Raw genomic sequence first — 17802 nt, 5'->3', positions numbered from 1 at the left:
CAGGTTTGGCGAAATGTAGTGGTAAAGACAAATAAACCCGGTTTTTTAACAATAAAAACCGATTATGTAGTGATAAAACCAATGGGTGTTACGGAGGGTTACGGACAAGGTAGCAGCGCCTCCAAAAAATTGACTCTTCTGAAAGCCCCGGTTTTATTGGGCCTTAGCGCTGCGAAAATTTTTTGGACGGGAAAATGTTACGGATCGCACGACAGGCGCGCATTGCTACACGCGTCACTCGGCGGCATAATGTAGCCCCTTTTTTCTGCCCCTACATGTGGAAGGTTCCCGTGACTCAGAAGCCCGACCAGTGTCTTGGTGAATGGATCGACCGTGAAGCACTCGCAGAAGCGATGATTCCGCTTATCGGTCAGCTCTACCGCAATAACAACGTGGTGAGCTCGATCTATGGCCGCAGCCTGATCAACCGTTCAGTCATTGCGATTCTCAAAGCTCACCGCTTTGCTCGTCACCGTCAGTCCGACGACAGTGAGCTGTCCGTCCACGAAACATTCCCGCTGCTCAAGGCGATGAGCGAGCTCAAACTGGGCTCTGCTTCGGTAGACCTGGGCAAGCTGGCAGCCAAATTCAAGGCCGAAGCCAATGGCCGTACTGCCGAGCAGTTCGTCCGTGAAGAACTGGCTGACGTGGTTGGCCAGCAGAACGCTTGCGCCCGCAAAGGCACCGACGTTGTCCTGTACGGCTTCGGTCGTATCGGCCGTCTGCTGGCGCGCATCCTGATCGAGAAAACCGGTGGTGGCGACGGCCTGCGTCTGCGCGCCATCGTTGTCCGCAAGGGCGCCGAAAACGATCTGGTCAAGCGTGCAAGCCTGCTGCGTCGTGACTCCGTACACGGTCCGTTCGATGGCACCATCACCATTGATGAAGCCAACAACACCATCACTGCCAACGGCAACCTGATCCAGGTTATCTACGCCAAGAGCCCGGCCGAAGTCGACTACACCCAGTACGGCATCGAAAACGCTCTGATCGTCGACAATACCGGTGTATGGCGTGACGCCGACGGTCTGGGCCAGCACCTGAACTGCCCGGGCGCTGCCCGCGTGATCCTCACCGCACCTGGCAAGGGCGCGCTGAAGAACATCGTTCACGGCATCAACCATGGCGACATCAGCCCTGACGACAAGATCATCTCGGCGGCCTCCTGCACCACCAACGCCATTGTGCCGGTGCTGAAAGCTGTGAATGACAAGTTCGGCATCGTCAACGGCCACGTCGAAACCGTTCACTCGTTCACCAACGACCAGAACCTGATCGACAACTTCCACAAGGGCAGCCGTCGTGGCCGCGCCGCGCCGCTGAACATGGTTATCACCGAGACCGGTGCCGCCACCGCAGCCGCCAAGGCACTGCCAGTGCTCAAGGGCAAGCTGACCGGTAACGCGATCCGCGTTCCGACGCCAAACGTGTCGATGGCCATTCTCAACCTGAACCTTGAGAAAGCCACCACCCGCGAAGAGATCAACGAGTACCTGCGCCAGATGGCCATGCACTCGGATCTGCACAAGCAGATCGACTACGTCAATTCCCAGGAAGTGGTTTCCACCGACTTCGTTGGCTCGCGCCACGCAGGCGTGGTGGACGCAGAAGCGACCATCACCCAGGACAACCGCGTTGTTCTGTACGTGTGGTACGACAACGAGTTTGGCTACAGCTGCCAGGTCGTTCGCGTGATGGAAGACATGGCCGGTGTAAACCCGCCAGCGTTCCCGCGCTAAGCACTAGCAGTACATGAAAACGCCCCGACTTTGGTCGGGGCGTTTTTGTTTGTGCGCCCCGCATCGACGCATGCGCAATAAGTCATTACACATGCACTATGTCTTGAAAGTCGAGGGTGTATTATTTTCAGGTAAACCAATAACCCCAGAGAAAATATCATGGACGATACGGGCGATAACAATAGCGGAGATTTTCAAACAGCTATCGATCAGGCAACGGAAGAAGAGGAGGGAGTATGGAAGAAGGTAATGCAGGTGACTTCACACAGTCACGTCATGTTCTATATTTGCAACTCTACCGCAGAGACCTTCAGACTCACCGCTGCCAGTTGGGACGTCAATGGGCTTGATGAAAAGTATGTCATTAGGCCCTGGGACTACCTTTCGTTTGTGCTGCGCGAGGAGATTCCAGCGTTTGCCAGGGGAAAACTTTCAACGCAGGCAAAACACAGTTTTTCTTATCAAGGCGCGAACGAGGCATTCGAGTTTTCCACGAGCCTTAAAGTGGCAAAAGAATTTGATCCTTTTGCATTTACGCCGCAAACAATTCCTCAACGAACCCATGGCATAAAGTCGACCGGAAAGAGTCCGCTTAAATGTGCATCCCATATTACTCGAGCAATGGCTGACAGACCCTTTCACTATGGCGTCGTTATCATGCTGGGGGATGATTTTTAGGTTTTGGTAATGGACTACGCTAACGATTATGAGGATTGGCTGGGTAAGCGTGGCGCCCTGATGTCCTTCGCGAGCATGCTCGCTCCTACAGTTGTACCGCATAATAGGGGCGACTTTGTGGTGGGGCGTCAGGGGGTGGATTTGTCTAGTGGGTGCATGGGTTCGTTGCTGGTGTTGTGCGTTGCCTTGTCTGGCTGCGGCAGCGGCGACTCTATGGAGAGCATCAGCGGCCCGACCATGGGCAGTACGTATTCGATCAAGTACGTCCGTCACGCTGGTCTTCCTGCCCCGGAAAACGTCCGCGCCGAAGTCGAGAAGATCCTTTCTGAGGTCGACCGCCAAATGTCGACTTACCGCAGTGACTCCGACATAGAACGCTTCAACGCCTTGCCCGCGAACCACTGTCAGGCCATGCCCGCACCGATTCTCGAACTGGTCCGCGTCGGCGAGCAGTTGTCCCGGCAAAGCGAAGGTTCCTTCGATTTGACCGTGGAACCGCTGCTAAACCTCTGGGGGTTCGGCCCGCAAGCTCGCGAGGAAAAAGTCCCAGGTGCGCAAGCGCTGGCCGAGGTGCGGCAGCGGGTCGGTCATGCCCATCTGCGTATCGAGGGTGACCAGCTGTGCAAGGACGCTGCCGTCGAAGTCGACTTCAACAGCGTCGCTGCCGGTTACGCCGTCGACACCATTGCCGCAAAACTTGATCAGTCCGGCATCCACGATTACCTCGTTGAAGTCACCGGAGAGCTCAAGGCGTCCGGTCGCAAGCCCGATGGTGCGCCGTGGCGCATCGCCCTGGAAGAACCACGGGATGACCGGCAAGTGGTGGAGCGCATCATTGCTGTCGACGGTTTCGGACTGTCAACATCTGGCGACTACCGTAATTATTTCGAACAGGACGGCCGGCGTTTTTCCCACACCTTCGATGCGCGCACCGGGGCGCCGGTCTCACATACCCTTGCCTCGGTCACGGTGATTCATCCTTCAGCCCTGATGGCCGATGGCTTATCGACGCTGTTGCTGATCCTCGGCCCGGAGCGAGGCTGGGACTACGCTGAAAAACATGATATCGGTGCATTCTTTGTCATTCGTGCCGATACAGGTTTCGTCACGCGCAGCAGTCACGCTTTTGCCCGCATGAGTGGCGAAAAAACCGAGTAATCGCGGCGATTAGGGCATTGAAATCTGGCGTTGTAGTGCAGGCAAAACTAGCCTACGACGCGACCAAGGGTTAATGTGCCCGGCGTTGACGCTTCTATAGACTGTGTCCGGGTTCTGCACTGACCCCAAATTGTTCCTTCACGCCGCAGATCGGCGTGATTTAGCCGCAGGTGCCGAGGGCGCCGCGGCCTGTTCTGAGGAGTACGCATGGCTGTCTACAACTACGACGTGGTGGTGTTGGGTTCCGGCCCGGCGGGGGAAGGCGCGGCAATGAATGCCGCCAAGGCGGGACGCAAGGTCGCGATGGTCGACAGCCGTCGGCAGGTCGGCGGCAACTGCACTCACTTGGGCACCATCCCGTCCAAGGCACTGCGTCACTCGGTGCGGCAGATCATGCAGTTCAACACCAATCCGATGTTCCGGGCCATTGGTGAGCCGCGCTGGTTCTCGTTTCCGGACGTTCTGAAAAGCGCCGAGAAAGTCATCTCCAAGCAAGTTGCTTCGCGCACCGGCTATTACGCCCGCAACCGCGTCGACGTGTTCTTCGGCACCGGCAGCTTCGCCGACGAGCAAACCATCGAAGTGGTCTGCGCCAATGGCGTGGTGGAAAAACTAGTCGCCAAGCACATCATCATCGCCACCGGTTCGCGCCCGTATCGCCCGGCCGACATCGATTTCCACCATCCGCGTATCTACGATAGCGACACCATCCTCAGCCTCGGTCACACCCCGCGCAAACTCATCGTTTACGGCGCCGGCGTGATCGGATGTGAATATGCCTCGATCTTCAGTGGCCTGGGTGTGCTGGTCGAGTTGGTGGACAACCGTGGTCAGTTGCTGAGCTTCCTCGACTCGGAAATTTCCCAGGCCCTGAGCTACCACTTCAGCAACAACAACATCACCGTTCGCCACAACGAAGAGTACGACCGCGTCGAAGGCGTGGACAACGGTGTGATCCTGCATCTGAAGTCCGGCAAGAAGATCAAGGCCGATGCCTTGCTCTGGTGCAACGGTCGTACCGGCAACACCGATCAGTTGGGACTGGAGAACATCGGCGTCAAGGTCAACAGTCGTGGTCAGATCGAAGTCGATGAGGCCTACCGCACCTGCGTGCCGAACATCTACGGTGCCGGCGATGTGATCGGCTGGCCGAGCCTGGCCAGTGCCGCCCATGACCAGGGGCGTTCCGCCGCTGGCAGCATCGTCGATAACGGCAGCTGGCGTTTCGTCAACGATGTGCCGACCGGGATCTACACCATTCCGGAGATCAGCTCGATCGGCAAGAACGAGCAGGAACTGACCCAGGCCAAAGTGCCGTATGAAGTGGGCAAGGCGTTCTTCAAGAGCATGGCGCGTGCGCAGATCGCCGGCGAGCCTCAGGGCATGCTGAAGATCCTGTTCCACCGGGAAACCCTTGAAGTGCTGGGCGTTCACTGCTTCGGTTATCAGGCGTCGGAGATCGTGCACATCGGTCAGGCGATCATGAACCAGCCGGGCGAACTGAACACGTTGAAGTACTTCGTCAACACCACGTTCAACTACCCGACCATGGCCGAAGCCTATCGGGTCGCCGCGTACGACGGCCTCAACCGGCTTTTTTGACGGGCTCCGGCCGGTGGCCTGAGCCGGCCGGGGAGACCGATTTCAGCAATTCTCGAGCGTGGCGCTGGCCAAACCGGGAAAGTCTGTAATCAGGCTGTCAACGCCGAAGTCGGCGAGTCTGCGCATCAGCGCAGGCTCGTTGACGGTCCACACCGACACATGCAGCCCCTGACGCTGCGCCTTCTGCAGGCGTTCCGGCGTGCACAGGGTCCAGTTCAACGCCAGAATTTCACAGCCGTAGCTTTGCGCGACCTTCAGCGGGTCGAGCCAGGCGTATTCGGCCACCAGCCCTCGTGAAACGTCCGGCACCAGGTCCAGCGCCGCTTTCAACACTTCCCGCGAACTCGAGGTGATGGTCACCTTGTCCATCACGCCGTGGCGTTGCGCCATTTCGCGAATCGCCAGCACGGTGGTCGCTGCGCGAGTGCGTGACGCGCTTTTGACTTCCAGTTGCCAGTGGTCGAAGTCGCACTTCTCGAACAGTTCTTCCAGGGTTGGAATCGGGCAGGGCTTGATCCAGCCCGGGCCGCCCTTGCGCGCGTCGTAAGTGACCAGGTCAGCCGCCGGGTGCTCGGCGACCTTGCCGCGTCGGTCGGTGGTGCGCTTGAGGGTCGGGTCATGGATGACCATCAGTTCGCCGTCCCTGGACAGGTGCAGGTCCAGTTCGCAACGGCGCACGCCGTGCTTGAGGCACTCCTGAAAACTGGTCAGGGTGTTTTCCGGTGCTTCGCCCTTGGCGCCGCGATGGCCGTAGATGAGGGTCACGGTTGTTCCTTAAGTTAAATGCCTGATTCGTTGTGTTCGCGGGCCAGGCGTCGTTCCTGGGCCTGCTTGTGCAAGATGTGGCGTGCCAGCAGTTGGCGCTGGGCATCGGTCAGGTGTTCGAACTCGGTGCCGACGTCATAACCATCGCCCTTGCGGTCGCAATGGGTAACGCGAGCCCGCAGCAACAAACCCAGGGCTTGGGGCATCAATACCAGTTTGACCGACAGGTGAGCGCCGGTGTCGATAGGTGTTGGATGTTGAAATTCGATACCGCCCTCGGAGATGACGACAGGCTGCGGTTCGCCGATCTGGCCGAGCACGGTGATGGCGATCACCTGGCTGAGCAAGTCGATGCGTTTATTCTGGGATTTGAGGAACGCCGCGGTGTTGCGGTCGCGTTCGCTGATCTGGCGCAACAGGTGTTGCGACTCGAATTCGCTCAGGTGCAGTTCGCTGAGCAGGTTGAAGAGCGGGGAAGCATCCTGCAACACTTCCTGTCCTGCGGCTTCGAGAGCGGACAGGGGCCGAATTTCCAGTGCGATCGTGTCCTCGATACGGTAGTATTCGCGGCGATCTTCTTCATCTAATGTCGACATGGCGAACCCATGGTAGCGGCGGTGGTCTGAGTGTAAAGCTGGTTTTCGACCCCCGCCACAAGGACGTTCCTTTTCCCTCCGAACAAGCCCCGACATGTTCAGACCTCTCTTCGTATTTATCGGCACGCGTTACACCCGTGCAAAGCGTCGCAATCACTTCGTGTCGTTCATTTCCCTGACTTCGATGATCGGGCTCGCCCTTGGCGTGGTCGTGATGATCGTGGTCTTGTCGGTCATGAACGGCTTCGATCATGAGATGCGCACCCGTGTGCTGGGCATGGTGCCCCACGCGACCATCGAGTCCGGCGAGCCGGTCAATGACTGGCAGAGCCTGGCCGCCAAGGTCAAGCAGAACCCGCAGGTGACGGCCGTTGCGCCGTTCACCCAGATGCAGGGCTTGCTGACCAACAACGGCAAGGTCTCGAAAGTCCTGCTCAACGCCATCGATCCGGCGCTGGAGCGCCAGGTGTCGATCATCGACCGCTTCATGCTGCAGGGCAAACTCGACGACTTGGTCCCGGGCGAATTCGGCATCGTCATCGGCGACAAGGCCGCCGCCAAGCTCGGTGCGGCCATCGGCGACAAGCTGACCTTTGTCGCCCCGGAAGTCACCGTGACCCCGGCCGGGATGTTCCCGCGCATGAAGCGCTTTACCGTGGTTGGCATCTTCCATGTCGGCGCCGGCGAGATCGACGGCTACCTGGGCGTTACCAACCTTCAGGACCTGGCGCGGCTGCATCGCTGGAAGCCGGACCAGGTGCAAGGCCTGCGCCTGAAGTTCGATGACCTGTTCCAGGCCCCGCGTACCGCGTGGAGCATCGCCCGGGAACTCGGTGAAGATCGCTACTACGCCCGTGACTGGACCCGCACCCACGGCAACCTGTATCAGGCGATCCGCATGGAAAAAGCCATGATAGGCCTGCTGTTGCTGCTGATCGTCGCCGTCGCTGCGTTCAACATCATTTCCACGCTGGTGATGGTGGTGAACGACAAGAAAGGCGACATCGCGATCCTGCGCACCCTGGGCGCCACGCCGGGCACGATCATGCGCACGTTCATGGTCCAGGGCACGGTCATCGGCGTGGTCGGTACGGCCATTGGTGCCGTGGTCGGAATCTTCGCCGCGCTGAACGTCAGCGCCGCGATCTCGGCGCTGGAAGGCCTGATCGGGCATAAATTCCTCAACGCCGACGTGTACTTCATCGATTACCTGCCGTCGCAGGTGCAGAGCCAGGACGTCTTGATGGTCTGCGGCGCCGCGCTGGTCCTGAGTTTCCTCGCCACCCTGTATCCAGCCTGGCGTGCCGCGCGCACCCAGCCTGCGCAGGCGCTACGTTATGAGTGAGTCACGCATGAGTGAAAAAGCAATCTTGAGCTGCCGCAACCTGGGCAAATCCTACGAGGAGGGCCCGGAGTCGGTGCAAGTGTTGGCCGGCCTGCAACTGGAGTTGCACCCGGGGGAGCGCGTGGCGATCGTCGGCACCTCGGGTTCGGGCAAAAGTACCTTGCTCAACCTGTTGGGCGGTCTCGATACGCCGACCCAGGGCAGCGTCTGGCTCGATGGTGAAGAACTTTCCGCCCTCAGCGAGAAAAATCGCGGCCTGTTGCGCAACCGTTCACTCGGTTTCGTCTACCAGTTCCACCACTTGCTGCCGGAATTCACCGCCCTGGAAAACGTCTGCATGCCGCTGCTGATCGGCAAGACCGCGATCCCGGAGGCGCGTCAACGGGCCACGGCATTGCTGGAGCGGGTAGGGCTGGGCCATCGCCTGGAGCACAAGCCGGCCGAATTGTCCGGTGGTGAACGTCAGCGCGTGGCCATTGCCCGTGCCCTGGTGAACAAGCCGGGCCTGGTGATGCTCGACGAGCCGACCGGCAACCTCGACTCCCACACCGCCCAGGGCATTCAGGACTTGATGCTGGAGCTCAGCACCTCGATGCGCACGGCGTTTCTGGTGGTGACCCACGACATGAACCTGGCCCGCCAGATGGATCGCGTCCTGCACTTGCAGGAAGGTTGCCTCACGCCCATCTGATTGGCTGTAACCCGGCGTGCTGGAATGTGCGCCGGGTCTTTTATTTTTATACGGTGCCCCAGCGAATGTTCAGACCGTTATCGATCTTTATCGGCACGCGCTATACCCGCGCCAAGCGCCGCAATCGCTTTGTTTCCTTCATCTCGATGACCTCGATGATCGGCCTCGCCCTCGGCGTGCTGGCGATGATCGTGGTGTTGTCGGTGATGAACGGCTTCCAGCGCGAAATGAGCTCGCGCATCCTCGGCATGGTGCCGCACGCGACCATCGTCGGCGTCAACCCGATCAGTGACTGGCAGCCCGTTGCGGCGGCCGCGATGAAAAATCCGCAAGTGACGGCGGCCGTGCCGTTCACCGAAATGGAAGGCATGCTCTCCTACAAGGGCACGATGCAGCCGATCCAGGTCAGCGGCATCGATCCGGCGCTGGAAGGCCAGGTGTCGATCGTCGCCCAACACATTGTCCAGGGGCGTCTCGATGCCCTGAAACCGGGCGAGTTCGGCGTGGTGATCGGTGAGATCACGGCGCGTCGCTTCCGCTTGAATGTTGGTGACAAAATCACCCTGATCGTGCCGGAAGTCAGCACTGCACCGGGGGGCATTACCCCGCGCATGCAGCGTTTGAACGTGGTCGGTGTGTTCAAGGTCGGCGCCGAGCTTGATGGCTCGATGGCCTTGATCCACATGGCCGATGCCGCGCAGATGCAGCGCTGGGAGCCGAATCAGGTGCAGAGCGTGCGTCTGGCGGTGAAGGATCTGTACGCTGCGCCGCAAGTGTCGAGCGATATCGCCACGGGCCTGGGCGCCGCCTACAAGGCTGACGACTGGACCCACACCCAGGGCAGCCTGTTCAGTGCGATGAAGATGGAAAAGACCATGATCGGCCTGTTGTTGCTGATGATTGTCGCGGTGGCGGCGTTCAATATCATCGCCACCCTGATCATGGTGGTGAACGACAAGGGCGCGGACATCGCGATCCTGCGCACCATCGGCGCTACGCCACGGCAGATCATGGCTATCTTCATGGTGCAGGGCACGGTGATCGGCATTGTCGGCACCTTGATCGGTGGCGTGCTCGGTGTGATTGCGGCGCTGAACGTCAGCGCGCTGGTGGGCTGGATCGAACGGGTCAGCGGGCAGCACATCTTCAGTTCAGATGTGTACTTCGTCAGCAACCTGCCGTCCGAGCTGCAAGGGGCGGACGTGGCGCTGATCTGCTCGGCGGGTTTCGTCCTCAGCTTCCTGGCGACGGTGTACCCGGCCTGGCGCGCGGCGAAGATCGAACCGGCTCATGCGTTGCGCTATTCGTAAGCGCTGATACAGCGATCGCCGGCAGACCGGCTCCCACAAGGGCCGGTGTTGTGCACAAATGTGTGATTCCATTGGGGAGCTGCGGAGCGGCGATCCGACTTGCCAGGGATGAGGCCGGCCCTACCGGCCTCATTCCCCCCTTGGCAACTCAATCACAAACCGCGTCCATCCATTCTCCGATTCGCAACGAATCTGCCCGCCATGGGCCCGCACGATCGACTGGGTAATCGCCAGCCCCAACCCCGCATGCTCGCTGCTGCCCTCATGACGCGCCGGATCGGCTCGGTAGAAACGGTCGAACAACCGCGGCAGCAGTTGCGCTGAAATCCCTTCGCCGCTGTTTTCCACAATGATGCTCAACTGCTTCGGTTGCTCGGCGATACGCAAGCGTACCTGGCCGTCGACCGGGGTAAACCGCAGGGCATTGTCCAGCAGATTCGACAGTGCCCGACGCAACATGCTGCGGTCGCCTTCGATTCGCCCATGGCCCTCGCGGCCAAGCGTAACCCTGGTGTCTTCCGCCAGCGGCGCGAAAAACTCCAGCAGCAGGTCCGCTTCTTCCGCCAGCTCCAGCGATTGGCGTGTGGGCACCAACAACCCGTGGTCCGCCTTGGCCAGGTACAGCATGTCGTTGACCAGTTGCGCCATCCATTGCAGTTCTTCCAGGTTACTGTGCAATGCTTCACGGTAGTCCTCGATGGGGCGAGGGCGGGTGAGGGTAACCTGGGTGTGGGTCAGCAAGTTCGACAGTGGTGTGCGCAGCTCATGGGCGATGTCGGCAGAGAAGGCTGAGAGCCGCTGAAAAGAGTCGTCGAGACGTCCGAGCATGGCGTTGAAGCTGTGGGCCATTTCCGCCAGTTCCGGCGGCATGTTTTCTTCCGGCAGACGTGAGCTCAGCGATTGCGCGGATACGCCACTGGCGATCGTGCTCATCCGTCGCAATGGCCGCAACCCCCTGCGCGCCGCCCAGGCACCGAGCAGCGCGGTGGCCAGGGCCGACAAGCCGACGGTCAGCCAGATCAAGTGCTGCATGCGTTGCAGAAAGTGCTGGTGATGAGTGATATCCAGCAACAGCGTCAGCTGTGGCGAGTTGGCCTGATCGGGGTAGAGCGGTGCATTGAGGACGCGATACGCGGTGCCCTCGTGGCTCACCGTGGACAATCCCGGCTGGCGCGGTAACGCTTGCGGCAGCTGCGTCGAACTCTCATACCGGCGCTGGCCATCACTGCCGGTGATGCGCAGGGACAGATCGGCCTGGCGGCTGAGCTCGTCGGCCAATCTTGTTTCGCTGGTGCTCGAGTGCAGGTCCTGAAGGGCGCGGCGCACACCGATCAATTTGCCGTCCAGCAACTGCTGGTCCAACTCAACAAAGTGCGCCTCGCTGGCGCGACTGAACAACACCCCGGCGAACAACGACACCACGGCGGTGCACGCGGCAAACAGCAGCGCCAGGCGGCTGCTCAAGGACAGTCGGCGCATCAGGTTGGGCGCTCTTCAAGGACATAACCCATGCCGCGCACGGTGTGGATCAACTTGTTGGGGAATTCATCGTCGATCTTCAGGCGCAAACGGCGGATCGCCACTTCGATGACGTTGGTGTCACTGTCGAAGTTCATGTCCCACACCTGGGACGCGATCAGTGATTTGGGCAGGACTTCACCCTGGCGGCGCAGGAGCATTTCCAGCAAAGCGAACTCCTTGGCGGTCAGGTCAATACGCTGGCCGCTGCGTTCAACCCGACGGCGGATCAGGTCCAGGCGCAAGTCGGCCAGATGCAGGCTGGTCTCCTGTGGGGCAACGCTGCCACGACGCAACAGGCTGCGAACCCGGGCCAGCAGTTCGGAGAAGGCAAACGGCTTGACCAGATAGTCGTCGGCACCCAGTTCCAGGCCATGAACCCTGTCATCCACCGCGTCCCGCGCCGTCAGAAAAAGTACCGGGGTGTCGAGGCCGGCGCTGCGCACCGCCTGCAGAATCTGCCAGCCATCGCGACCGGGCAGCATCACGTCGAGGATCAGCAGGGCGTAATCGCCGCTGAGGGCCAATTGCTGGCCGGTGCTGCCGTCGGCCACCAGTTCCGTATTGAACCCGGCCTCGGTCAGGCCCTGGCGCAGGTATAGGCCGGTTTTGTGTTGGTCTTCGACGATCAGCAGTTTCATGGGCGACTCTATCAAGATGGTACGAACGCTTTATACCGTGGGTGGCCTTGATGCAGCTCAACCTTACAAAGTTGTAATCTGGCTGTCAGGTTACAGGCAGTGCCAGCAGTTTAGAGTTTTCCCCAAGCCGAGCCTTACCTTGTTGGAGTACGACGATGTTTTTTCGCAAATCCCTGATGCAAGTCGCTTGTTTGCTGGCGTTGAGCTCGCCGGTATGGGCCGGTCCGGCACCTGCCTACGATTTCGGCCAACCCGCGCCGGCGAACAAGGCGACCCGCAGCGTTGAAGTGGTGATGAGAGACATGACCTTCAATCTGCAGTCCATTGACATCAAAGCCGGGGAAACCGTGCGCTTCGTGCTGGTGAATAAAGGCCAGTTACTGCACGAGTTCAACCTGGGGGACGCGGCGATGCATGCCCGCCACCAGCAGGAAATGTTGCAGATGCAGCAAAGCGGCATGCTGACACCTACCGGCATGAAGGAAATGGACCACAACGCCATGGCCGCGATGGAGCACGCCTCGCAAGGGCATGCCATGAAGCATGACGACCCCAATAGCGTGTTGGTCGAACCGGGCAAGACCGCTGAGCTGACCTGGACCTTCAGCCGCGCCGGCAGCCTGGAATTTGCCTGCAACATTCCCGGGCATTACCAGGCTGGCATGGTCGGCAAAGTGTCTGTCAGTCAGTAAGCACTCAAAGGCTGGTAGAATCGGCTGATTCTTCAGACAGGTTTCCGCCATGCATCCCGCAGCCGAACACTCGCCGCTGGGCAAATCCAGCGAATACATCGCCACTTACACGCCGTCCCTGCTGTTCCCGATCCCGCGCACCGCGAAATGGGCCGAACTGGGCCTGACGGCGCAAACCCTGCCTTACAAGGGCGTGGACTTCTGGAACTGCTTTGAACTGTCCTGGCTGTTGCCGTCGGGCAAGCCGGTGGTGGCGATCGGCGAGTTCAGCATCCCGGCGGATTCGCCGAACATCATCGAGTCGAAGTCGTTCAAGCTGTACCTCAACTCGCTGAACCAGACCCCCTTTGCCGATACGGAGAGCCTGGAAGCGACGCTGGTCAAGGACTTGTCGGCTGCTGCCGGCAAGCCGGTGGGCGTGCGCATTCGCAGCCTCAAGGATGTCGAGGCTGAAGGTGTGGTGGCGTTGCCGGGGGTGTGCATCGATGAGCTGGATATCAGCGTCAGCAACTACGAGCATCCGCGCCCTGAACTGCTGCGTTGTGATGAATCGCGCATTGTCGAAGAGAGCGTGCACAGCCACTTGCTCAAATCCAATTGCCCGGTGACCAGCCAGCCGGACTGGGGCAGCGTGGCGGTGGAGTATCGCGGCGCGGCGCTCGATCACGCGAGTCTGCTGGAGTACATCGTCAGCTTCCGCCAGCACTCGGATTTCCATGAGCAGTGTGTGGAGCGGATCTTTCTCGACCTGCAGCGGTTGCTCAAACCCGAGAAATTGACGGTGTATGCGCGTTATGTGCGCCGGGGCGGGCTGGATATCAATCCGTATCGCAGCACGGAAGAAGCGCAACTGCCGAATCATCGTCTGGCCCGCCAGTAACCCCCCCCTGTAGGTGTAGGAGCGAGCAGGCTCGCTCCTACAGTGCTTCTACCCGATTCAGATCCCCATGTTGGCCAAGGCCTGCCCGATGTTGCGCAGGGTGCCGGCGAGGGTCGGGTGTTCGAGTTCAAAGCGCTCCACGGCCAGGTTGACGCCGTCGGCGAGGCTGGAGTCCTGAGTCTTGGTTTCGAGCTCAAGCTTGAGTTCGATCTGTTGCATCAGTTCGTGCAGGTTCTCGCGCTCTGATTCGGACAGCGGAGGGTTTTGTTCCAATTGCTCGCGCAGGGCATTGAGCTGTTCTTGCAGTTCGCGGGCAGGCATGACGGTCTTCCTTTTATCGATAGGCACTGGCATAGACCGTAACGTTACGCCAAAGGTCTATGGCTGACCTTTAGATTAATCCACTCGCGCACAAACTGCATGATCTCGGTCAGGGCTTTTCGCCCTTGAGTCGACGCAGGTTGATATCGGCCAGGCAGGTGTCGAGTTCACCAAGGTGATCGATCACCGAGTGCACGCCCAGGCCAAACAGTTGCATGGTCGCCCTGGCGCGTTTGCTGTCGCGCTCCTGCGGGCTCAACGCCTGCCATTGCTCGGGGGGCAGGCCGCACAGTGAGCCGCAGGATGCCAGGCCGATGGTCCATAGACCGGCATTGAGCGCCGATTGCAGCAATCGCGGCTCGCCACTGACCAGCACGCAGCCGTCCAGCCGTTCGACATTCAACGACATCAACGCTTGCCAGCAGGCGTTCGGTGCGGGCCATGGATTGAGTGATGCTGGATGTTGCGCAGGTTTCACCCATTGCGGCAGAGCGCAGGCCAAGGCATGGCTGACGGCGAGGGGGAGTTCATCGAGCCATGCGCAGGGAACTTGCTGGCGCTGCAGGCTGCTCAGGCTGTCCAGTGCTCCCGGTGTGACTTGCGCGTATTCGGCTAGAGGGTTGTCGTGGCGCTGTGCGCGTGCGCCGAAATCCACCAGGCAGCCACTGAGGCCAAACAATACGGCGGTCAGGCTGGGTGCGGTCTGGGGCAAGGCTTGGGCTTGTGGCATGTCAGCGTCCCTGAAATAGCCTCAACGCTAGCGGGGCACAGTGACAGTTGAGTTACAAAGATGCTAATCGGTCACATTTGGTGCCAATTTGTGCCAGTGTGGTCCGTTCATATGCCCGAAACGCTGTTTCCGTCTTATACTTGCCAGCTTGTTGTCCGGGCCAGGCGCCCGGGCCGGTACAGTCCAAGGAGTTTTTTCTATGCGCTGGAGCAATCATCTAGCCAAGATATGTGTGTGTGCCAGCGTGTTGCTGGTTCCGTTCACTGCCCAGGCAGCAACGGAAGAAGATCCTTGGGAAAGCGTCAACCGCCCGATCTTCGAGTTCAATGACTTCGTCGATACCTACGGCCTGAAGCCGTTGGCGCAAGGCTATGAGTTTGTCACCCCGCAGTTCCTCGAAGACGGCATTCACAACATGTTCCGCAACGTCGGTGATGTCACCAACCTTGCCAACAACCTGCTGCAGGTCAAACCGGCTGCTGCCGGTGTCGATACCGCGCGCCTGCTCTTCAACACCACGTTCGGCCTGCTGGGCTTCTTTGATGTCGGCACGAAGATGGGCCTGCAACGAAATGATGAAGATTTCGGCCAGACCCTTGGTTATTGGGGGCTAGGCAGTGGTCCCTACGTGATGCTGCCGTTGCTCGGTCCTAGCACCTTGCGTGATGCGCCATCGAAGTACGTCGATGGTTATACCGGCCCGTATCGTTATATCAACGACGTGCCGGTGCGAAATTCGGTTTTCGGTCTGAACGTTGTCGACACCCGTGCCAGCCTGTTGTCGAGCGAGAAGCTGATCAGCGGCGACAAGTACACCTTCATCCGCAATGCGTACTTGCAGAACCGTGAGTTCAAGGTCAAGGACGGACAGGTTGAAGACGATTTCTGATTTCGGCCTGTAATACAGGAAAGGCGGCCATATGGCCGCCTTTTTGTTTTGCCGGGGCGAATGAAATCGCGCTTTTCACCGTAGTCCCGACGGGTTTTACCCATGGGTTTGATCCTTCCATTGGGTTACGGTTTTGATGGTTCTTATAACTCCCGGTGATTTGACAAGTGTTGACGTCAAGCGACCATCGGCGTGAGCTTGAAACGCTTCGCGGATGGGAGTACCGTCTGCGCCTTAGAAGGGCACCTCTGGTGTACATGTGAATAGGGCAAATGCTCGAAAGCGGTGCAGCAGAGAGGCTAGAAAGCGAATCCAGTAGTTCGAGCCGGGTAAAATGCCCCTCCTGCTACGCCAACCTAATTCTGGCGCCGTTTGCCCACATGCCAAAAACCAGTGCCACGCTGCTGATAATCGATGATGACGAAGTAGTGCGCGCGAGCCTCGCCGCCTATTTGGAAGACAGTGGTTTCAGCGTCTTGCAGGCCAGCAATGGCCAGCAGGGACTTCAGGTATTCGAGCAAGACAAGCCCGACTTGGTCATCTGCGATCTGCGCATGCCGCAGATGGGCGGACTCGAACTCATCCGTCAGGTCACCGAACGCTCGTCGCAAACGCCGGTGATCGTGGTATCGGGTGCCGGAGTGATGAACGACGCGGTCGAGGCCCTGCGCCTGGGCGCGGCCGACTACCTGATCAAGCCACTCGAAGATCTGGCCGTGCTTGAGCACTCGGTGCGCCGGGCCCTGGATCGTGCGCGCCTGCTGCTGGAGAACCAGCGCTACCGCGAGAAGCTGGAAAAGGCCAACCGCGAGCTCGAAGCCAGCCTCAATCTGCTCCAGGAAGACCAGAACGCCGGTCGCCAGGTGCAGATGAACATGCTGCCGGTCAGCCCCTGGACCATCGACGAGTTCAAGTTTGCTCACCAGATCATCCCGTCGCTGTACCTGTCGGGTGATTTCGTCGACTATTTTCGGGTCGACGAGCGCCGGGTTGCGTTCTACCTGGCGGACGTTTCCGGGCATGGCGCCTCTTCAGCCTTCGTCACCGTGCTGCTGAAGTTCATGACCACGCGCTTGCTGTTCGAATCCAGGCGCAGCGGCACCTTGCCGGAATTCAAGCCTTCAGAGGTTCTGGGTCATATCAACCGGGGCCTGATCAGCTGTAAGCTGGGTAAACACGTCACAATGGTCGGTGGAGTCATCGACGAGGAGACAGGTTTGTTGACCTATAGCATCGGCGGTCATCTGCCGTTGCCAGTGTTGTACACACCAGACAGTGTTCGTTATCTGGAAGGGCGCGGTCTGCCAGTGGGCCTCTTCAACGAAGCCACCTACGAAGATCACGTGCTGGAGCTGCCACCGACGTTCAGCCTGACGCTGATGTCTGATGGCATTCTGGACCTTTTGCCAGAACCGACACTCAAAGAGAAAGAGGCGGCGTTGCCCCAACGGGTCAAGGCTGCGGGCGGCACCCTGGATGGGCTGCGGCAGGTTTTTGGATTGGCCACGCTAGGGGAGATGCCGGATGATATCGCCCTGTTGGTGTTGAGCAGGAATCTTCAATGAGTACCGGTAGAATCCAGTTCGCCGAGCAGGACGGCACCTTCGTCCTGAAGTTCGTCGGTGAAGTTCGCCTGACCCTGTGTTCGGCGTTGGATGCGACTATTGAGCGGATCTTCACCGCGTTGAATTTCAACGCGATCGTGATCGACCTGACCGAAACCCGCAGCATCGACAGCACCACCCTTGGCTTGCTGGCCAAGTTGTCGATCCTGTCGCGGCAGAAGGTCGGCCTGTTGCCGACTGTCGTCACCACCCACGAAGACATCACCCGTCTGCTGCAGTCCATGGGCTTCGAGCAAGTGTTCAACATCGTTGACCAGCCCGTGCCGTGCCCTGAGTGCCTGGACGACCTTCCAGACCAGGATCAGTCGGAAGAAGTGGTGCGGATCAAGGTGCTCGAAGCGCACAAGATCCTCATGGGCCTGAACGACCACAATCGTGAAGCGTTCCATGACCTGGTGAATGCGCTGGAGCGTCACTGATCCTCTGAGAAAATGGGTGCCTGTCCGGACGCCTTCGCGGGCAAGCCCGCTCCCACAGGTTTGGCGTGCCCCACAAAATGTGAGTTCGACACGGACACTGTGGGAGCGGGCTTGCCCGCGAAGGCGGCAGCACAGTCACCGCTCATTTCCGCGAGATCAACCTGTCCTTCCAGACACAAAAAAGGGCGAACCCACCAGGGTTC

18 protein-coding genes are annotated in these 17802 nt (G+C 59.5%); 12 read left to right on the top strand and 6 right to left on the bottom strand.

Features of this window, described 5'->3' with window-relative positions; genetic code table 11:
• The first annotated feature begins 275 nt into the window (after window positions 1-275).
• From ASE98_RS04370 to sthA, 4 genes are all read left to right on the top strand, one after another.
• On the top strand, window positions 276-1739 hold the full coding sequence (locus ASE98_RS04370; protein WP_060540141.1) for a glyceraldehyde-3-phosphate dehydrogenase: 1464 nt from the start codon (window positions 276-278) through the stop codon (window positions 1737-1739).
• Window positions 1740-1898: 159 nt separating this feature from the next.
• The gene (locus ASE98_RS04365; protein ID WP_060540140.1) at window positions 1899-2417 is read left to right on the top strand and encodes a hypothetical protein; all 519 of its coding nucleotides are present in this window, start codon (window positions 1899-1901) and stop codon (window positions 2415-2417) included.
• 156 nt (window positions 2418-2573) lie between these two features.
• Complete coding sequence (locus tag ASE98_RS04360; protein WP_060540139.1) at window positions 2574-3575, top strand: FAD:protein FMN transferase; 1002 nt, start codon at window positions 2574-2576, stop codon at window positions 3573-3575.
• 207 nt (window positions 3576-3782) lie between these two features.
• Window positions 3783-5177 (top strand): Si-specific NAD(P)(+) transhydrogenase, encoded by a 1395-nt coding sequence (sthA, locus tag ASE98_RS04355; RefSeq protein WP_060540138.1) that lies wholly within the window; start codon window positions 3783-3785, stop codon window positions 5175-5177.
• 42 nt (window positions 5178-5219) lie between these two features.
• Here sthA and ASE98_RS04350 read toward each other — a convergent pair whose 3' ends face one another.
• Together ASE98_RS04350 and ASE98_RS04345 are read right to left on the bottom strand one after the other, a co-directional pair.
• Complete coding sequence (locus tag ASE98_RS04350; protein ID WP_060540137.1) at window positions 5220-5942, bottom strand: glycerophosphodiester phosphodiesterase; 723 nt, start codon at window positions 5940-5942, stop codon at window positions 5220-5222.
• A gap of 14 nt (window positions 5943-5956) precedes the next feature.
• Window positions 5957-6538, bottom strand: coding sequence for a PilZ domain-containing protein (locus ASE98_RS04345; RefSeq protein WP_060540136.1), 582 nt, complete (start codon window positions 6536-6538; stop codon window positions 5957-5959).
• Window positions 6539-6632: 94 nt separating this feature from the next.
• Between ASE98_RS04345 and ASE98_RS04340 the strand changes: the two genes are divergently transcribed.
• The 3 genes from ASE98_RS04340 (at window position 6633) to ASE98_RS04330 (ending at window position 9884) form a co-directional block, all read left to right on the top strand.
• A complete protein-coding gene (locus ASE98_RS04340; protein WP_060540135.1) occupies window positions 6633-7883 on the top strand; it encodes a lipoprotein-releasing ABC transporter permease subunit in 1251 nt (416 codons plus the stop codon).
• Between the two features lie 7 nt (window positions 7884-7890).
• Complete coding sequence (gene lolD, locus ASE98_RS04335) at window positions 7891-8574, top strand: lipoprotein-releasing ABC transporter ATP-binding protein LolD (RefSeq protein ID WP_177336945.1); 684 nt, start codon at window positions 7891-7893, stop codon at window positions 8572-8574.
• 65 nt (window positions 8575-8639) lie between these two features.
• Window positions 8640-9884, top strand: a complete 1245-nt coding sequence (locus ASE98_RS04330; protein WP_060540133.1) for a lipoprotein-releasing ABC transporter permease subunit — start codon at window positions 8640-8642, stop codon at window positions 9882-9884.
• A 129-nt stretch (window positions 9885-10013) separates the two neighbouring features.
• Here ASE98_RS04330 and ASE98_RS04325 read toward each other — a convergent pair whose 3' ends face one another.
• Both ASE98_RS04325 and ASE98_RS04320 read right to left on the bottom strand, forming a co-directional pair.
• Entirely contained in the window at window positions 10014-11363 is a 1350-nt protein-coding gene (locus tag ASE98_RS04325) for a heavy metal sensor histidine kinase (protein ID WP_060540132.1), read from the bottom strand.
• Window positions 11363-12043, bottom strand: coding sequence for a heavy metal response regulator transcription factor (locus ASE98_RS04320; protein ID WP_060540131.1), 681 nt, complete (start codon window positions 12041-12043; stop codon window positions 11363-11365). The genes ASE98_RS04325 and ASE98_RS04320 overlap by 1 nt, the downstream gene beginning before the upstream one ends.
• A gap of 155 nt (window positions 12044-12198) precedes the next feature.
• Between ASE98_RS04320 and copI the strand changes: the two genes are divergently transcribed.
• Entirely contained in the window at window positions 12199-12735 is a 537-nt protein-coding gene (copI, locus tag ASE98_RS04315; protein WP_060540130.1) for a copper-resistant cuproprotein CopI, read from the top strand.
• A gap of 49 nt (window positions 12736-12784) precedes the next feature.
• Window positions 12785-13615, top strand: a complete 831-nt coding sequence (gene queF, locus ASE98_RS04310) for an NADPH-dependent 7-cyano-7-deazaguanine reductase QueF (RefSeq protein ID WP_060540129.1) — start codon at window positions 12785-12787, stop codon at window positions 13613-13615.
• A 57-nt stretch (window positions 13616-13672) separates the two neighbouring features.
• On the opposite strand, the gene ASE98_RS04305 is transcribed toward queF, so the two are convergent.
• Both ASE98_RS04305 and ASE98_RS04300 read right to left on the bottom strand, forming a co-directional pair.
• Window positions 13673-13936: a DUF4404 family protein gene (locus ASE98_RS04305; protein ID WP_060540128.1), complete on the bottom strand. Its 264-nt coding sequence runs from the start codon at window positions 13934-13936 to the stop codon at window positions 13673-13675.
• Between the two features lie 109 nt (window positions 13937-14045).
• Window positions 14046-14666, bottom strand: a complete 621-nt coding sequence (locus tag ASE98_RS04300; RefSeq protein WP_060540127.1) for a hypothetical protein — start codon at window positions 14664-14666, stop codon at window positions 14046-14048.
• Window positions 14667-14865: 199 nt separating this feature from the next.
• Between ASE98_RS04300 and ASE98_RS04295 the strand changes: the two genes are divergently transcribed.
• The 3 genes from ASE98_RS04295 to rssC all read left to right on the top strand — a co-directional run bounded on the left by ASE98_RS04295 (window position 14866) and on the right by rssC (window position 17599).
• On the top strand, window positions 14866-15555 hold the full coding sequence (locus ASE98_RS04295) for an MlaA family lipoprotein (RefSeq protein ID WP_060540126.1): 690 nt from the start codon (window positions 14866-14868) through the stop codon (window positions 15553-15555).
• A gap of 380 nt (window positions 15556-15935) precedes the next feature.
• Window positions 15936-17120: a two-component system response regulator RssB gene (gene rssB / locus ASE98_RS04290; protein WP_060540125.1), complete on the top strand. Its 1185-nt coding sequence runs from the start codon at window positions 15936-15938 to the stop codon at window positions 17118-17120.
• Window positions 17117-17599 (top strand): anti-sigma factor antagonist RssC, encoded by a 483-nt coding sequence (gene rssC, locus ASE98_RS04285; RefSeq protein WP_060540124.1) that lies wholly within the window; start codon window positions 17117-17119, stop codon window positions 17597-17599. The genes rssB and rssC overlap by 4 nt, the downstream gene beginning before the upstream one ends.
• The last annotated feature ends 203 nt before the right edge of the window (window positions 17600-17802 follow it).

This window comes from Pseudomonas sp. Leaf48, from assembly GCF_001421885.1.
Taxonomy (GTDB): Bacteria; Pseudomonadota; Gammaproteobacteria; order Pseudomonadales; family Pseudomonadaceae; genus Aquipseudomonas.
The sequence above is the reverse complement of the archived record's forward strand: the minus strand, read 5'-3'. Positions and strand labels throughout refer to the sequence as shown.